This window comes from Bradyrhizobium sp. th-b2, assembly GCF_000426785.1.
GTDB classification, from domain to species: Bacteria; Pseudomonadota; Alphaproteobacteria; order Rhizobiales; family Xanthobacteraceae; genus Bradyrhizobium; species Bradyrhizobium septentrionale.
The window spans coordinates 73,379-90,256 of record NZ_AUGA01000036.1; the positions used below are offsets into that span (position 1 = coordinate 73,379).

General features: G+C 63.7%; 14 protein-coding genes. 10 read left to right on the forward strand and 4 right to left on the reverse strand.

Translation table 11 applies throughout. The annotated features are described in order from the left end of the window. Nucleotides 1-97 precede the first annotated feature (97 nt). The gene (locus K359_RS0131975) at nucleotides 98-832 is read right to left on the reverse strand and encodes a HugZ family protein (RefSeq protein WP_029082971.1); all 735 of its coding nucleotides are present in this window, start codon (nucleotides 830-832) and stop codon (nucleotides 98-100) included. 237 nt (nucleotides 833-1,069) lie between these two features. Here K359_RS0131975 and K359_RS0131980 point away from each other — a divergent pair, with 237 nt between their 5' ends. The 5 genes from K359_RS0131980 to K359_RS0132000 all read left to right on the forward strand — a co-directional run bounded on the left by K359_RS0131980 (nucleotide 1,070) and on the right by K359_RS0132000 (nucleotide 5,078). Further along, nucleotides 1,070-1,771, forward strand: coding sequence for a response regulator transcription factor (locus K359_RS0131980; protein WP_016843287.1), 702 nt, complete (start codon nucleotides 1,070-1,072; stop codon nucleotides 1,769-1,771). A 182-nt stretch (nucleotides 1,772-1,953) separates the two neighbouring features. Further along, a complete protein-coding gene (locus K359_RS0131985; protein ID WP_371261206.1) occupies nucleotides 1,954-3,702 on the forward strand; it encodes a stimulus-sensing domain-containing protein in 1,749 nt (582 codons plus the stop codon). After that, nucleotides 3,699-4,139: an HPr kinase/phosphorylase gene (locus K359_RS0131990; protein ID WP_029082973.1), complete on the forward strand. Its 441-nt coding sequence runs from the start codon at nucleotides 3,699-3,701 to the stop codon at nucleotides 4,137-4,139. Before K359_RS0131985 ends, K359_RS0131990 begins: the two co-directional genes overlap by 4 nt. 214 nt (nucleotides 4,140-4,353) lie before the next feature. Then, nucleotides 4,354-4,755 carry a PTS sugar transporter subunit IIA gene (locus K359_RS0131995; protein ID WP_021076632.1) on the forward strand — a complete coding sequence of 134 codons (402 nt, stop codon included), beginning with the start codon at nucleotides 4,354-4,356 and terminating at the stop codon, nucleotides 4,753-4,755. Beyond that, nucleotides 4,752-5,078, forward strand: a complete 327-nt coding sequence (locus K359_RS0132000; RefSeq protein ID WP_029082974.1) for an HPr family phosphocarrier protein — start codon at nucleotides 4,752-4,754, stop codon at nucleotides 5,076-5,078. Before K359_RS0131995 ends, K359_RS0132000 begins: the two co-directional genes overlap by 4 nt. A 23-nt stretch (nucleotides 5,079-5,101) precedes the next feature. Here K359_RS0132000 and K359_RS0132005 read toward each other — a convergent pair whose 3' ends face one another. Together K359_RS0132005 and K359_RS63505 are read right to left on the reverse strand one after the other, a co-directional pair. After that, entirely contained in the window at nucleotides 5,102-6,715 is a 1,614-nt protein-coding gene (locus K359_RS0132005) for a glycosyltransferase family 39 protein (RefSeq protein WP_029082975.1), read from the reverse strand. A gap of 172 nt (nucleotides 6,716-6,887) precedes the next feature. After that, nucleotides 6,888-7,712 carry a M15 family metallopeptidase gene (locus K359_RS63505; protein ID WP_245284775.1) on the reverse strand — a complete coding sequence of 275 codons (825 nt, stop codon included), beginning with the start codon at nucleotides 7,710-7,712 and terminating at the stop codon, nucleotides 6,888-6,890. A gap of 190 nt (nucleotides 7,713-7,902) precedes the next feature. Between K359_RS63505 and lepA the strand changes: the two genes are divergently transcribed. Next, on the forward strand, nucleotides 7,903-9,714 hold the full coding sequence (gene lepA / locus K359_RS0132015) for a translation elongation factor 4 (protein ID WP_029082977.1): 1,812 nt from the start codon (nucleotides 7,903-7,905) through the stop codon (nucleotides 9,712-9,714). A gap of 217 nt (nucleotides 9,715-9,931) precedes the next feature. On the opposite strand, the gene K359_RS0132020 is transcribed toward lepA, so the two are convergent. After that, entirely contained in the window at nucleotides 9,932-11,608 is a 1,677-nt protein-coding gene (locus tag K359_RS0132020; RefSeq protein WP_029082978.1) for a winged helix-turn-helix domain-containing protein, read from the reverse strand. A gap of 246 nt (nucleotides 11,609-11,854) precedes the next feature. On the opposite strand from K359_RS0132020, the gene K359_RS0132025 reads away from it, so the two are divergent. The 4 genes from K359_RS0132025 to K359_RS0132040 all read left to right on the forward strand — a co-directional run bounded on the left by K359_RS0132025 (nucleotide 11,855) and on the right by K359_RS0132040 (nucleotide 16,228). Next, the gene (locus tag K359_RS0132025) at nucleotides 11,855-12,805 is read left to right on the forward strand and encodes an AraC family transcriptional regulator (RefSeq protein WP_029082979.1); all 951 of its coding nucleotides are present in this window, start codon (nucleotides 11,855-11,857) and stop codon (nucleotides 12,803-12,805) included. A 297-nt stretch (nucleotides 12,806-13,102) separates the two neighbouring features. Then, a complete protein-coding gene (locus tag K359_RS0132030; protein ID WP_029082980.1) occupies nucleotides 13,103-13,432 on the forward strand; it encodes a hypothetical protein in 330 nt (109 codons plus the stop codon). Nucleotides 13,433-13,682: 250 nt separating this feature from the next. Continuing rightward, nucleotides 13,683-14,909: an MFS transporter gene (locus K359_RS0132035; RefSeq protein ID WP_029082981.1), complete on the forward strand. Its 1,227-nt coding sequence runs from the start codon at nucleotides 13,683-13,685 to the stop codon at nucleotides 14,907-14,909. 146 nt (nucleotides 14,910-15,055) lie between these two features. After that, on the forward strand, nucleotides 15,056-16,228 hold the full coding sequence (locus K359_RS0132040; RefSeq protein ID WP_029082982.1) for an acyl-CoA dehydrogenase family protein: 1,173 nt from the start codon (nucleotides 15,056-15,058) through the stop codon (nucleotides 16,226-16,228). The last annotated feature ends 650 nt before the right edge of the window (nucleotides 16,229-16,878 follow it).

A 16,878-nucleotide genomic window follows, 5' to 3' on the forward strand; every position in this document is an offset into this window, starting at 1 on the left:
ACATCATGCCTCGCTGCGCCGCGATCCTTTGTGCTGCCGCCATGGGTCGCGGCAACGACGGCCGCCGTTCAAGGTGAGCTCCGAGATTCCCGTAGCACTACTGCTTGGCGCGCGCCTCGCCGGCGAGCCGCACGAGCATCTTGCGCAGCTCGGTGCCGTTGGTGACCCGCTCGGGGAAATCGAGCCGCAGCGTGTTGCGGTCGGCCTGCATGTCCATACCCTCCGGGTCGCAGCCGGTGCAGAGCCAGTCGGCACTTTCCGCGCCGAGCAGCCGCGTGGCGTAGAGGTTCATGGCCTCGCGGTGATCCTCGTTCATATGCGCCACCGCACCGGGCTCAGCCTCCAGCAGCGCTTCGGCCCCGCCGAGATCGGTCAGGAACTGCGCTGGCTTGAGGTCGACGATACGGCCGAACCCGGCCACCAGATGGGCGCCGCTCGGCTGTATCCGGAAGAACGAAAAATCCTTAAATTCTACAAAGGCTTCCGCCGAAGGGTGGGCGCCGAGATAGCGGCGGCTGACGAGCTCCCGCTCAGACTCCGCGACCTCCTCGGCCTTCCCCCCGAGCATGATCCGGGCTCCCTCCAGCGGGTCGCCCTCGGCGCGCTCGTCCAGCATAAGCGACACCCTGCCGTCGGCCAGGATGTTCTTGGTGTGTAGCGCCAGCCGCGAAATCAGCAGGATCGGCGAGCCGTCGGGATGGCTGGCCAGATTGATCAGCGAGCAATAGGGATCGCGGGTACCGGTCATCAGCGTGGCGAGCGCGCCCTGGCGGCTGCGGCGCAGCAGCGAGCGGGCAAGACGGGCGGGGTCGAAGTCGGCGGTCGGTTGCATGGGCCTATCGGGTCATTTTATGGGCGAATCGAGCCGGTTCCGCATGAAAAAAGGGCCTTTTCTCAGGGTCTAAGGGTGCTATATGGGGTCCATCGCTTGGGTCGCAGCGTTTTTGCGGAACTCGGTCACACTTCAGCCCAGCTTGCATTGCTCGTTGACCGCGTTCGAAGCCCATTTCCACGGCGCGTCGCCAGAGTGCCCGCCGCTTAAGCCACTCTCAAATTGTGAAAGCAGCACATGCCCACAATCGCCCTGGTCGACGACGACCGCAACATTCTTACTTCGGTCTCGATCGCGCTCGAAGCCGAAGGCTATCGCATCATGACCTACACGGACGGTGCGTCGGCGCTGGATGGGTTTCGCACGTCGCCGCCCGATCTGGCGATCCTCGATATCAAGATGCCGCGCATGGACGGCATGGAAACGCTGCGCCGGCTGCGCCAGAAGTCCGACCTGCCGGTGATCTTCCTCACCTCGAAGGATGAAGAGATCGACGAATTGTTCGGCCTGAAGATGGGCGCCGACGATTTCATCCGCAAGCCGTTCTCGCAGCGCCTGCTGGTCGAACGCGTCAAGGCCGTGCTCCGCCGCGGCCAGCCGAAGGATCCGACCGCCGCGCCGAAGGAGCCGGACGCCCGCGCGCTCGACCGCGGCCTGCTGCGGATGGATCCGGAGCGCCACACCTGCACCTGGAAGAACGAGCCGGTGACGCTCACTGTGACCGAATTCCTGATCCTGCAGGCGCTCGCCACCCGCCCCGGCGTTGTGAAGAGCCGCAACGCGCTGATGGACGCGGCCTATGACGACCAGGTCTATGTCGACGACCGCACCATCGACAGCCACATCAAGCGGCTGCGCAAGAAGTTCAAGGTGGTCGACGACGACTTCGAGATGATCGAGACGCTGTACGGCGTGGGCTATCGCTTCAAGGAAGCCTGATCTGCACTTCCCGGGCGGCTTGTTACCTGACAGGCTCCGCACGGCTGGGGTAAGCTCGGGCCACCAAATGCTTCGCGGGACGACATCCATACCAACCGGCAGCTTTGCCAGTGCTTGATCGAACGCAGCTCGAGCAGGGACTGAACACCGAGGACGCATCACAGGTCCTCGATCACGAGGCCGTGGCCGACGACGTTGCGCAGGACTTGGCGCAGGACAAGGGCTGGCGCCGGCCGCTCGGTTGGCTGCGTCGCGCCGGTCAGTTCTTCTTCGCGCTGTCGTTCTCGAGCCTGACACGCCGCATCGTCTCGCTCAACCTCGCCGGCCTCGTCGCGCTGGTCGCTAGCATCCTCTATCTCTCGCAATTTCGCGCCGGCCTGATCGAAGCACGCACACAGAGCCTCTTGGTCTATGCCGAGATCATCTCGGAGGCGATCGCCGCCTCCGCGACCGTCGAAGGCAATACCGTCACCATCGATCCCGACCGGCTGCTCGACCTGAAGCCCGGCGAGAGTTTTGGCCAACCGGACGAATCGGCGGACTTCTCGATCAATCCGGAGCGTCTTGCGCCGATCCTGCGCCGCCTGATCGCGCCGACCAAGACGCGGGCCCGCATCTTCGACCGCGATGGCGGCCTGATCCTCGACAGCCGCAATCTGTTCGCGCGCGGCGACGTGCTGCGCATGGAGCTGCCGCCGCCGTCGGAGAAGCCGTCGCTGTATGAGAAGAGCAAGGCCACCATCAAGACCTGGCTCAACCGCGGCGACCTGCCGATCTACCGCGAGCTCGGCCCCGAGGGCGGCAAGGGTTATTCCGAAGTGGCGCAATCGCTCGATGGCATGAAGGGCAGCGCGGTGCGCGTCACCGAGCGCGGCGCGATCATCGTGTCGGTTGCCGTTCCGGTGCAGCATTTCCGCGCGGTGCGCGGCGCATTGATGCTGACCACACAGGGCGACGACATCGACCAGCTGGTGATGTCCGAGCGCCTCGCGATCCTCAAGATCGGCGGCGTCGCATCCGCGGTCATGATCATGCTGTCGCTGTTGCTGGCGAGCACGATCGCAGGCCCGGTGCGGCGGCTCGCCGAAAGCGCGGAGCGCGTCCGTAACCGCATCCAGACCCGCGTCGAGATTCCCGACTTCACCGGGCGCCGCGACGAGATCGGCCATCTCTCCGGCGCGCTGCGCGACATGACCAACGCGCTCTATAGCCGCATCGAGGCGATCGAGATGTTCGCCGCCGATGTCGCCCATGAGCTGAAGAACCCGCTGACCTCGCTGCGCTCCGCGGTCGAGACGCTGCCTTTGGCGCGCAACGAGAACAGCCGCGCGCGGCTGCTCGCCGTGATCGAGCATGACGTCAGGCGGCTCGACCGCCTGATCTCCGACATCTCCGACGCGAGCCGGCTCGATGCCGAGCTGCAGCGTCAGGATATGGCGCCTGTCGATCTGCGGCGGCTGCTGACGACGCTGACCAGCGTCGCCAACGAGACCCGGCTCGGCCACGACGTCGCCGTCGAAGCCCGCTTCGAGGGCCGCGGATCGACCGACACGCTCTCCGTGCCCGGCCATGATTCCCGGCTCGGCCAGGTGATCTCCAACCTGCTGTCGAACGCGCAATCCTTCTCCAAGCCGGGCGACAAGGTACGCATCGTCTGCCGCCGCACCCGCGGCGAGGTCGAGATCATCGTCGACGATGACGGGCCCGGCATCGGCGAGGACGCGCTGGAGCGGATCTTCGAGCGCTTCTACACCGACCGGCCGCATCAGGGATTTGGCCAGAACTCCGGCCTCGGGCTTTCGATCTCCAAGCAGATCATCGAAGCGCATGGCGGGCGCATCTGGGCTGAGAACCGCCTTGGCCCGGCCGGCGAGGATGGCAAGCCAACAGTTGCCGGCGCGCGCTTCGTGGTCAGGCTGCCGTCACTATGAGAGACAATTCAAGCGTGCACGCATCCGCCGTTCTGGTCGGCGAGCGTGCGGTGCTGATCCGCGGCCCGTCGGGTGCCGGCAAGTCGCGTCTGGCCTTCGAGCTGATTCTCGCCGGGCGCACCGGAGTGCTCCCGCCGGCCATTTTGGTGGGGGATGACCGTGTCTATCTCGACACAGCTGGCGAACAATTGTGGGTTCGCCCGGCACAGCAATTGGCCGGTCTGATCGAGATCCGAGGCCTCGGAATCCGCCATTGCCCGTTCGCAAATGAGGCCGTGGTGGGGCTGGTCGTCGACCTCGCGGCCGACGACGCCGCGCGGCTGCCGCCGCCGGAGGCGCTTAAGACTCGCCTTAATGGTGTTTCAATACCGCGAATTTCCGTACCGGCCGGCTTCCAACCCCTGCCGCTGGTTGTCGCTGCGCTGACGACAACCTGAAAGTTCATGTTCCCGTAATCTTGCGGCCAATTGTGAGAAGGGAATTGGTAACCATATCACATCCACTATCGCGTCGGATTTTACCGGCGCAGCCTCCCCTCTCTACCGCCAGGAACAGGGAGACTAGCCAAGATGCCCTCTTGCGCAGGGCCTCTGGATGGTCAAAGTGGCGCGTTCGTGCGGTGCACCAAAGGGCGCCCGCGAGGAGTTTCCGATGATTGGTCTAGTGCTGGTGACCCATGGGCGCCTTGCCGACGAGTTCCGAGCCGCGCTCGAACACGTCATGGGTCCGCAGAAACAAATTGAAGCAATTACGATCGGCGCCGAGGATGATTCCGATCTCTGTCGAAGCGATATCATCGAGGCGGTGAACCGCGTCGATAGCGGCGACGGCGTTGCGATCCTCACCGACATGTTTGGCGGCACGCCGTCGAACCTGGCGATCTCCTGCATGAGCCGCCCGAAGGTGGAAGTGCTCGCGGGCATCAATCTTCCCATGCTGGTCAAGCTCGCCAAGGTTCGCGAGGAGCGTTCGCTGCCCGACGCGATCGCGATGGCCCAGGAAGCCGGCCGCAAGTACGTCACGATCGCCAGCCGCGTTCTCGCAGGCAAATGAGCGGCGAGGCCCCGGGCGAAAACCAGGTCGGCGCGGGCGTGCCGGCGGGCGCCATCTCCCGTGAGCTCTTGATCGTCAACAAGCGCGGCCTGCATGCGCGGGCATCGGCGAAATTCGTCCAGATGGTCGAGCGCTTCAACGCCGAGATCTGGGTCACGCGCGGCGGCGAGACCGTCGGCGGCACCTCGATCATGGGATTGATGATGCTCGCCGCCGGGCCCGGCACCACGGTCGTGGTCTCGGCAAAGGGCGAGGAGGCGCAGCAGGCGCTGGACGCCATCGCCGAACTCGTCGCCAGCAAGTTCAACGAGGAAGGCACCTAAGTGCAGCCTCGCGTAACGAGGCGCTACTTCGCGGGCGGCACCAGATAAACTTTCCAGACTGTCGATGGGCCGGGATGGCCGTTGAAGAACCGCATGGTGGTCATCACCAGCGGCTCGGCATCCCTGGCATTCTCCGCCATCCATGCCTCGCAAGGCTTCAGGAACACCGGATCGGTGGTGTCGCAGACGCCGATGAAGCCAAGGCGCTTGGCCTCGTCAAGCGATGTCAGCCCCGACGACCACGCCTCGCCCGGCACCAGCGATGCCGGATGATCGGGGCTGTAGAACGTCATCGGCTCGCCGATGTCGGAACGTGCGACGACCACGGCCCAGCGCGAATGGAATTTGGCCTGCCAGGTCTCGGTGAGCTCGCGGGCGAGTTCGGAGCGCGCGGCATAGGTCGAAGCGCCATTGTGGCTGGACGCCATCTCCTGCGTGGCGATGCTGGGCGCAGCGATCAGCGTGGCAACCGTGGCCACGAACCAGACGGCGGATATCGAGAACAGCGCCATGCGCGGGATACGAAGCGAGGGGATCGCAACCAGCGCAAGCGGCACCAGGAAGAACAGCGGGATGCCCCAATCAGTCTTGATATAGACCTCGAAAGCCAACGCGCCGAGCGGCGGTCCGATCGCGACGATCGACTGGATGATCCAGACGTTGAGCGCCTGCGGACGATTGACGCCCGGATTGGGTCCGCGCGACCAGATCCGCGCCAGCACGTCCGACGGCCGCCACGGCACCGACCCGAGCAGCAGCGCCACGAGCCCCAGCACGACGGGAATCGCGAGCAGCCCGACATTGTGCACGATGTAGCCGATCACGAGCTGGACGTTGAGTGCGCGGCTCGACAGCGCGTAGACATCGCCGGCATAGGTGAACGGCAGGAAGTTCACCTCCTCCAGCCACACCAGATGCGGAATCATCGCCACGACCATCGTGCCGATCGCAACCCATGGCGCCGGCGAGCGCAGGAATTGCATCCGCTGCGGATGGATCAGCGCAGCAAGCCCGATGGCGCCGATCATCGTTACCACCCAGTACTTGGTCATCAGCGCCAGCATGGCGGCAAAGCCGAGCCAGAGGCCTGATTTCACGGTCCGCTTCTCGAACGCGTTCAGATAGGCCAGCACCAGGAGCGGCAGCGGCACCAGCTGCGCGAGGTCGGCGTTGTACTTGAAGCCCTTGAAATTGAAGATCGGGTAGAGCGCGAGCATCACCACCATGAAGAACGCACGGCGGCGATCGACGACCCGCAGCGCAATCAGCCAGCACACCACCAGCGCGAAGCTGACGGTTGCCATCGCGAGCGCGTAGGTCGACCAGTTGGTGACAGGGAATATCCTGAACCAGACCCCGGCGATCCAGCCCGACAGCGGCGGATGCTTGCCATAGCCGAGCAGGAACCGCTGGCCCCAGGCATAGGCTTCCGCGACATCCATATGGACGTCCTGCGCGGCCTTGAGCCTGATCAGGATCAGCGTCCACAGGATCGCGTGGACCAGCGCGAAGCCGATCACGAGCCACAGGCCGGTCCCGGGACTGGTTGCGCGCGAGGCAACCCATGCGGCGATGCGCCGGATCGTCAGCTTGCGGCTGGTGCGCCGGGCGGCAGGGAGGGTGGAGACGGTCGACATGGCCTGTGCCTGAGGCATGACCCGGAAAACTGGAAGGTGGTTTTCCGAAGGGACATGCCGAATGGAAGCGGAAGGACGATGAGTGAATGCTCACCAGCAGTTCAGCGCGCTTTAGCGCGTTTTTGTGGCGAGTGAAATCAGCTTGGCGTGAGAACGCCTCAAACCGGCCGATTCACTTTCCGAGAAGCTCCGGCCGGTACTCGAAATGCATGGTATCGTAGTGATACCATTTGCCGCCCCAGATGAATCCGTGGCGCTCGAAAATGTCGACGATCTGCTGCGGCATACGGTTTTTGTAGGCGATTGTGCTGCCCTTGCCCGCCCACAGCCAGTAATCCGAAACTTTCAGGTTGAGGTCGATCGCGGCGGCGTAGCCATGCATGCTCATCCGACCGGTATCGGCGACGGCGCGACACGACAGCACACCCGCGATCGGAAAGGCGGCGGCGCGCAGCGCCGGACCGAGCGCGTCGATCTCGGCCGAGACCTGCTTGAGACGCTCGGCCACGCCATTGACCCGCGTGACCTGAACCGGCTTGCCCCAGGATCCCGGCAGCCAAATGATCGTCACCAGGTTCCGCCTGACCTCGCCCGTATTGCAGTCGCCGTACATCTTCTTGAAGAAGGCCTCGTTGCGGAAACGGCCGGGATCGGCATTCGGGGCCGGCGGCGCGGCCGGCCCGGACGGATAGGACAACCGCATCTGATCGAGGATCGACGCGTTGCGCAGCATCTGATCGAACGGCTTGCCGGCGACGCCGTCATCGACCGGCATCACCGTGCCGTCGCGCCAGGTGATCGTGGTGTTGTCGTGGGCGGACAGCGCGTCGGGATAGGCGCGCACCAGACGGTCGAGCAGCTCGCGCCTGTCTTGGGCATGCGCAAGTGGCGGCATCAGTGCGAGCAAAACATGGGCGCACGCCACCGATCGCACAGCCATTCGGCGTTTCCCGGCCTGATCGATCCGCGCGACATTGGCCTCTTCGATCGCGTTCATCCTCGGATTCCAGCTGTTCGGCGCATATCAGGAGAAGCGAGGGTTTCGGGCTGAAAGACCTAGCAGAAACAGGCCCGAAAATCGATCGCGGCAGCCCTGACTGAAACACCCCGGTGATTCGCCGTCACACCCCTGCAAAATACCGCAATATGGTTGCCCGCGCGGGGGTGCGGATGCTATCCCGCGCCCCATGACAACCGCCCCGATTTCGAACATCCGCAACTTCTCCATCGTCGCCCATATCGACCATGGCAAATCGACCCTCGCCGACCGCCTGATCCAGATGACGGGCGGCCTGACGGATCGCGAAATGGCGGGCAAGGAGCAGGTGCTCGATTCGATGGATATCGAGCGCGAGCGCGGCATCACCATCAAGGCGCAGACCGTCCGGCTGAACTACCGCGCCAAGGACGGCAAGGACTACATCTTCAACCTGATGGACACGCCCGGCCATGTCGACTTCGCCTACGAGGTCTCGCGGTCGCTGGCGGCGTGCGAGGGTTCCCTGCTGGTGGTCGACGCCAGCCAGGGCGTCGAGGCGCAGACGCTCGCCAACGTCTACCATGCGCTTGACGCCGGTCATGAGATCGTGCCGGTCCTGAACAAGGTCGATCTGCCCGCAGCCGAGCCCGAGAAGGTCAAGCAGCAGATCGAGGACGTGATCGGCATCGACGCCTCCGACGCGGTGATGATCTCGGCCAAGACCGGCCTCGGCGTTCCCGATGTGCTGGAAGCGATCGTCTCCCGCCTGCCGCCGCCGAAGGGCGACCCTGACGCGACGCTGAAGGCGCTCTTGGTCGACAGCTGGTACGACGTCTATCTCGGCGTCGTCGTGCTGATCCGCGTCGTCGACGGCACCATGAAGAAGGGTAGCCGCATCCGCATGATGGGCACCGGCGCGGCCTACGACATCGAACGCGTCGGCTTCTTCACGCCGAAGATGACGCAGGTCGAGGAGCTCGGCCCCGGTGAGATCGGCTTCATCACCGCCGCGATCAAGGAAGTCGCCGACACGAGAGTGGGCGACACCATCACCGACGACAGGAAGCCGGTCACCGAAATGCTGCCGGGCTTCAAGCCGGCGATCCCGGTCGTGTTCTGCGGCCTGTTCCCGGTCGATGCCGACGATTTCGAGACGCTGCGCGCGGCGATGGGCAAGCTCAGGCTGAACGACGCCAGCTTCTCCTTCGAGATGGAAACCTCGGCCGCGCTCGGCTTCGGCTTCCGTTGCGGCTTCCTCGGGCTGTTGCATCTGGAGATCATCCAGGAGCGGCTGTCGCGCGAGTTCGACCTCAACCTGATCGCGACCGCGCCGAGCGTGATCTACAAGATGAAGCTGACCGACGGCACCGAGTTCGAGATCCACAACCCGGTCGACATGCCCGACGTGGTCAAGATCGCCGAGATCGAGGAGCCGTGGATCGAGGCGACGATCCTCACCCCCGACGAATATCTCGGCAGCGTGCTGAAGCTGTGCCAGGACCGCCGCGGCGCGCAGAAGGAGCTCACTTACGTCGGCTCCCGCGCGATGGTGAAATACGATCTGCCGCTCAACGAGGTGGTGTTCGATTTCTACGATCGCCTGAAGTCGGTCTCCAAGGGCTACGCCTCGTTCGACTATCATCTGACCGACTACAAGCCGGCCGATCTGGTGAAGATGCAGATCCTCGTCAACGCCGAGCCGGTCGACGCGCTGTCGATGCTGGTGCATCGCACCCGCGCCGAAGGCCGCGGCCGCGCCATGGTCGAGAAGATGAAGGAGCTGATCCCGCCGCACATGTTCCAGATCCCGATCCAGGCGGCGATCGGCGGCAAAGTGATCGCGCGCGAAACCGTCCGCGCGCTGCGCAAGGACGTCACCGCGAAGTGCTACGGCGGCGACATCACGCGCAAACGCAAACTTCTGGAGAAGCAGAAGGAAGGCAAGAAGAAGATGCGGCAGTTCGGCAAGGTCGACATCCCGCAGGAAGCCTTCATCGCCGCGCTCAAGGTGGACAGCTGAGGCGCCGTCACGGACCGTCGCCAGCTTGACGACAACCGCGCCAGTCCCGCCCTAACCGAAAATCTCGACAACAACCCCTTGCAAAGTAGCCGGCACGCGTCGGCCAGGGTGTTCGGGCAACGCCGAGGACATGTGACATGTCAGGCAAAACAGCGGCGGCAGGAAGCCTTCATCGCCGCGCTCAGGATGCCAGGGGCGAGCATCTTGGCCGGGAGGGTTATTCGGGCAACCCTGCTTGCCGCAATCCTTCTTCATATCGCGCGACGTCCTCAGCACGTCGATAAGGGCCAAGCATATCTTTGAGATTGGAAAGGCGCAGCGTTGGGCTCAGTTCTCGCAGCCGAGCCACTGCCTTGTGTGCTTGTTCCGGCCGACCGGCCATTGCGTTGCTTGCGGCGGTGATACGTAATCCAGGTCGATAGTCCGGACTGCACTGCAATGCCATTGCAGCCCATGATGCCGCTTCGTCATAGCGGTCCAAAAAGAAATGTGCATACGCGGTCCCGGCTCGCATGCCCATCAGCCACGGATCAAGTGGGCTCAGGCGAATGGCACGTGCGAAGCGCTCGATCGCCGATTCCGGCTCGCCGAGCCAGAGCTTTACCCAGCCGCCGAAATTCCATGCCTCAGCCAAATTGGAATTAAGCGCGAGCGCGCGATCAACTAAGCCGGCACCTACCCCGAGATCCCCAACAACAAACGCTAACGCATTCCCGCCAGCGGAGAGCGCGATCGCGTCATCCTTGCCCAACTCAACTGCCCGTTGGGTGAGCTTCTTCACTTCGGCAATCGCGTTCGCTGTGTCCGGAATCCAGCCATTGATCCTGGCAATGAGGTAGCAAGAGGCTGCACGACCGTAGGCGGTGGCAAATTCCGGGTCGAACTCGATCGCGCGGTTGAACAGAAGCAATGCCTCGTCGTTCGCTTGCCGGTTGCCAAACTGATGAAGCCGGGCCAGACCGCGCAAATAGAGGGAATAGGCGTCGAGACTAGCGGTCGGCTTGCGTTTGGCCCGCTCGATCTCAGCTTTTTCCACCGCGGGCGCGATCGCCCCGACAACGCTCTCAGTCACCTGGTCCTGCAAATCGAAGATGTCGCCGAGTTCGCCATCAAACCGATCGGCCCAAATATGTGCTCCAGTAGCGGCATCGACGAGTTGTCCCGTAATGCGCACTCGGTTTGCCGCCTTGCGAACGCTCCCTTCCAACACGTAGCGCACCCCAAGCTCGCGCCCAACCTGCTTCACGTCGACGGCGCGCGCCTTGTAGGTGAAGCTGGAGTTTCGCGCGATGACAAATGGTGCCTTGAAACGGGACAGCGCCGTGATGATGTCCTCGGCCATTCCATCGGCAAAGTATTCCTGTTCGACATCGCCGGACATATTCTGGAACGGAAGCACCGCAATAGAAGGCCTGTCGGGCAGCGGAGGCGGACTCTCGGCCTCGGCTGCAAAAACTGGCGCAGCCTCTCGCGTTTCAGTCGGCGCACTGACCTCAAAGGCCCTGATTGGCTCCTGAATGTTCTTTGCATGTTGAACGCCAAGCTCCGTACCCGGGTCTGTGACCGAGGCTCGCGCGGGCATTTCTTCCTCGATGATCTTGCCAACAAACCGGAGGCCTCTGCGAGAAACCGTCCGGATCAGGCGTTGCTCCTTGCCGGTATCCCCGATTGCCTTGCGCACGGCATTGACGTGGCTGGTCAGCGTGGATTCGGACACGATCCGTCCTTCCCACACCGCCTTCAGAAGATCGTCCCTTGTCACGACCTGTTCCCGGTTCTGGACCAGGAAGAGCAGCAGATCGAACACCTTCGGTCCAATGGGGATGAGCTCGGAGCCTCGCTTGAGCTCGCGCCGGTTAGCATCGAGGCAATAATCTTCGAACAGAAACTGCACTTCTGATCCTTCTTGGACAAGAAGCCAAGGAAAACTCAATCGCAATTCAGGCCGACTGCAAGGTTTTTTCCGCTCGAAACAGTACACATTTTCTCACCCTTCGGGAACAAGCCCGGTTCGAGAAATGGTTGGCCCGCCCGGCACGCGACGCGCACTGAGCTTCACAATCAACGCAACAAATCTGGCCGCTCCGGATCACGGCTTTTCTCCCGCCCTGCATCGCCTCCCCAATGCGAGGATACGATCATGAACAAGCATATCCTGCGCGATTCCCAGGAGGACGCGTCAGTTGCGCCTGAGGCGTGCCAAGTTACTCCGGCCAATGCCGAGCGCCCTCACGCCGGTGCGGAAATGGCGCGGGTGCTCGGGACCACGGCATTTCGCATGGCTTTGGATACCTCCGGTGCCGCGATCGCCCACCGGAAATATAAACGAGTGCACGACGTCTGCGGGCCCAAGACCCACCACGTCATCATGGCTTACAACGGCTCGGTGCAGCGCATGGAACGGCGGTCGGGACGATCAGTTGCGACCGGAACGTTCCGTCCCGGGGCTGTGATAATCATTCCGAAAGGATCAAGCTCCCGATGGGACATTCCAAAACCTGTTGATGTCGTTGAGTTCTATCTTCCGCCCGCGACGCTCGAGCGCGTGGCCGAAGAAGCCGACACCGCCGGACCAATCAATCTCCTGGAGCGAACGGCGCACCCCGACCCCGTTACATCCCGATTGCTCTTGACCGTGGCAGATGTCCCGGAGGGCAATGAGGTTCTGGATACGCTGTTCAGGTGTCAACTGACAAGCCTTCTGGCCACGCGTCTCCTGGCTGCGCACACCGGCTCGCCAACCACGATCCAGCCGACCATGGGTGGTCTTTCGCCGAAGGTGCTCAGCCGCGCCATCGAACGCCTGCACCAGGATAGCGATGCGGACGTCTCTCTCGCCGCGCTCGCCTCGGATGCCGGTCTGTCGCGCTTCCATTTCTGCCGCGCTTTCAAGAAAAGCACCGGGCTGTCGCCGCATGCCTGGCTGCGTCAGCACCGGCTCGAGGAGGCCAAAAACATGCTACGCGACACCGACGCGTCGGTCATCTCGGTCGCAGTCGCGCTCGGCTATTCCTCCCAGACCGCGTTCGCCGCCGCCTTCAGAAAGCTGACCGGGGACACCCCGAGCAATTGGCGACGGCGTGCACGTTGACAGCATCGCAGATGCGAGAAGCAACATCATTCCGAAAAGCTCCGGATGCAAGCGGGCAAGAAGGTCCCACGACCGCTAAGGGTCATTTTCGACGGTTTCAGCGGAGATTGTCGGCTGGCTGATGTCCGCTTCTACCCCGTAAGCGTCCAACCGGGGCCTGCCCGGATGAGGCGAGCGATAGAACAAATCCTATCTGACGCCGGCGGTCGTCACGACCGCCGTTACGCGTCACCTTGGCGACAGGCTGACACCATGATTTGAATCGCCACGGCGCAGCGGCCCGACTAGACTCCGATCATGTTGCGCATCCTGTCTCTCTCGATCGTCATCCTCGCCTTGCTGCAGCCGGACCTGAGCGCGGCCGCTTCCTCGAAGAAGCGGCAGACCGCCCGCTGGCATGGCTACGGCTTCCTGCCCGGCTACCGGCAGCCGCCCAACGAAACTATTCCTGTGCTCGGTCCGCGCGGCGCGGCCCGCGGCTACCCGGACTATTCACCGCGCTACTGGTACGGCGACGACCTGTATTATTACGGCCGGCCCGGATTCTACCGCGGCCGCTACAATGGCGGCAGTTTTGGCCCGTGCTGGACCTGGACCCCGATCGGGCGGGCCTGGAATTGCGGGTAGAGCATGATCCGGAAAAGTGTGACGCGGTTTTCCGAAAAGATCATGCTCAAACAAGAAGCTAAAGCGCGATGATGATTCAACCCAACCTCATCGCGCTTTAGCCGCGGCGCTGCGACATCTTGCGCACGCAACTCACAATCCGCTGATCCCGGAATGAGAGGCATGTTGCCCGTCATATTGCCCCTGGACCTCAGATAGGCCACCATCCTCCCTGCGCGCACCACAAAAAACAACAGCGCCGGGGAAATGCATGAGCAAGGACGCTCGGTTCGATTATGGCTGGGTCGTCGTCGGCGCGGGCGCGCTGATGACTTGCGTCGGCTTCGGCACCATGCTGTCGCTCGCGGTGTTCCTGCAGCCGATCTCGGATGCGATGGGCTGGTCGCGCGCCGGCATATCGGCAGCAGCGACGCTGGATTTCCTCTGCATGGGCTTTGCGGCGTTCGCCTGGGGCGCGCTGTCCGACCGGTTCGGCACCCGCATCGTGGTGCTGGCGGGCAGCCTGCTGCTCGGCCTTGGCCTGGTGACGGCAAGCCAGGCGCAGACCCTGTGGCAATTCCAGCTGTGCTTCGGCGTCCTGATCGGGATCGCCGCCGGCAGCTTCTATGCGCCGATGATGGCGCTTGCTAGCGCCTGGATCGACAAGCATCGCAGCCTCGCCGTCGCCCTCGTATCGGCCGGCATGGGCGTCTCGCCGCTGACCGTCGCGCCATCGGCGAGCTGGCTGATCACGGCCTATGATTGGCGCTTTGCGATGCTCGTCATCGGCATCGTTGCATGGGCGCTGTTGATCCCGGCATCTTTCCTGGTGCGCCCCGCGCCTCAGGGATCGACCGTCGCGACTGGCGCAGCCGCGAACCCGCCACAAGCGGAATGGACCGTGGCGCAGGCGTTGCGCACGCCGCAATTCATCACGCTCGCATTGGCTCATTTCGCCTGCTGCGCGGCACATTCGGGCCCGATCTTCCACATGGTGTCCTATGCCATGGTGTGCGGCATCGCGCCGTTGACGGCGGTCACGGTGTACAGCCTCGCCGGCTTCTCCGGGCTCGGCGGACGGCTGCTGCTCGGTGTGCTCGCCGACCGGCTCAGCGCCAAGCCGGTGCTGGTCGGCGGCCTGCTGGTACAGGCGCTGTCGATCGCGACTTATCTGGCGGTGGCGCAGCTCGGCGAATTCTATGCGCTGTCGGTGGTGTTCGGCCTCGCCTATGGCGGCGTGATGCCGCTCTATGCCGTGCTGGTGCGCGAGTTCTTCGGCGCGCGGATCATGGGCACGGTGTTCGGCGCGGTGTCGGCCTTTGCAAGCCTCGGCATGGCGCTCGGACCATGGGCCGGCGGTTACGTGTTCGACACGTTCCACGGCTATACGTGGCTGCACGCCGGTTCCTTCGCGATCGGCCTCGCCGCGGTCGCAGTCGCGCTGAGCTTCTCCACCAAGCGCCAGCCGTCGCTCGACCTCGGCCGCGCCGCGGCCTGAGCGCGTCGGTCGATCGATCACGCACCGGCGCAGCGGATGGATAGCTGATCTGCGTCGGCGCCGTCCCGCCTTGCCCTCCTTTGCCGGATGGGTCACCATCGCTTAACCCGCCCAACAACAATGTCAGAAGGGGCCCGAGGAAACGCATGAACAAGCCGCAGGGGTTCGACCTTGTCGAGCGGGCACGCGCGCTGGCGCCGCTGATCATAGCTGAAGCCGACGAGATCGAACGGACGCGGCGGCTGACGCCTTCCGTCATCTCGGCACTGGTCGAGAACGGGCTGTATCGCGCGCTGCTGCCGAAGCGCTTCGGCGGCGCCGAGGCGACGCTGGAAGCGTTCATGCAGATGCAGGAAGAGATCGCCAAGGCGGATGCATCGACCGCCTGGTGCCTCGGCCAGTGCGGCGTCTGCGCCATGACCGCGGCCTATCTCGAGCCCGACGCCGCCAACGAGATCTTCAACACCGCGCCCGGGATTCTCGCCTGGGGCGCGATCGCCCATGAGGTCCGCGCCGAGCCCGGCGGCTACCGTGCCAATGCGCGCTGGGATTTTGCCTCGGGCTCGCGGCAGGCGAGCTGGCTCGGCGCCCATGTCCGCGTCGTCGAGGCCGACGGCTCGCCGCGCAAGAAGCCTGACGGCTCGCCGGAGATCCGCACCATCCTGTTTCCGATGTCGCAGGCTGTGATGTACGACGTCTGGGACGTGATCGGCCTGAAGGGTACCGGCACGGATTCCTATTCGGTCGAGAACCTCTTCATCCCGGACAAGTTCGCGGCTCTGCGCGACGATCCGGCCGCATGCCGCGAGGCGGGGCCGCTCTACAAGCTCACCACCAACATGGTGTTCAGCATGGGCTTTGCCGCGACCTCGCTCGGCGTCGCGCGCGCCATGCTGGATGCGGCAACCGAGCTTGCCCGCGGCAAGACCCCGCAGGGCCTAAAGGCAATGCGCGACAACAACGCCGTGCAGGGCCAGATCGGCCGCACCGAGGCGAGCCTGCGCGCCGCCCGCGCCTATCTGTATGCAACGGCCAACGACGTCTGGCGCGATCTCGCGCGCGGCGATCCCGTCAGCGAGGCACATCGGGTCGCGATCCGCATCGCCTCGACCTGGACCATCCACCAGTCGGCCGCCGTGGTCGACATCGCCTATCACATGTCGGGGGCAACGGCGGTCTTCGCGAAGAATCCGTTCGAGCGGCGGTTTCGCGACATGCACGCGATCGCGCAGCAGATCCAGGCCCGCGACACGCAATATGAGGATGCCGGCAAGGCGATCCTGGCGGGGAATCTCGGCGCCCCGCCGACGACGCGCTGAAACGCGATGACGTCAGATTGAACCAGGGCGCGCACTCATAAATCCGCCATGTCGGCTCTACCCCCTAAAACCTGATATCGCCGGGCGATCACGGGCATGTCGGGGCCAAGAGGCGAAATGGCATCGCATCAATAAATGAACGAGGCCGCCAACTGAGGCGGCCTTATTTGCAATTCTGTGTTCAAAATTGAACATCCGGAACTGCAAGATATGGCCATACTCTGATCATGGTCTCAAAAACGAAACCGCTTAGCCCGGAAGAGTTTGCTTCCTTGCTTATAGTCGGCAAGCCGTCTGGCGTAACCAGCCCTCCAGCAGTGATCCCGGCCGAACACAGCGCCCGGCTGATCGCAATGGGTTACATGGTCGAACTATCGGGCAGGCTGCGAATGACCACGCAGGGCCGAATGCAAATATATGCGGGACAACTCACCACCTAGGCAGCTCACAACGCCCCCAAGCCGAATAATGCTTGGTGGCGTTGCGCTAGCCCCGGATAGAGCAATCCTCCGGAGCTTGCCAAATCAGCACACGGCTTAGCTCTCGTCTGAGCAAAATTGCTCACTCTTCAATTTAGATGTGATGTTAGTCCTAGAGCGTCGAGCCGCGGGGTCTGGTGGGCGATGCTTTCGGGCAGTTGGGTCCGAGCA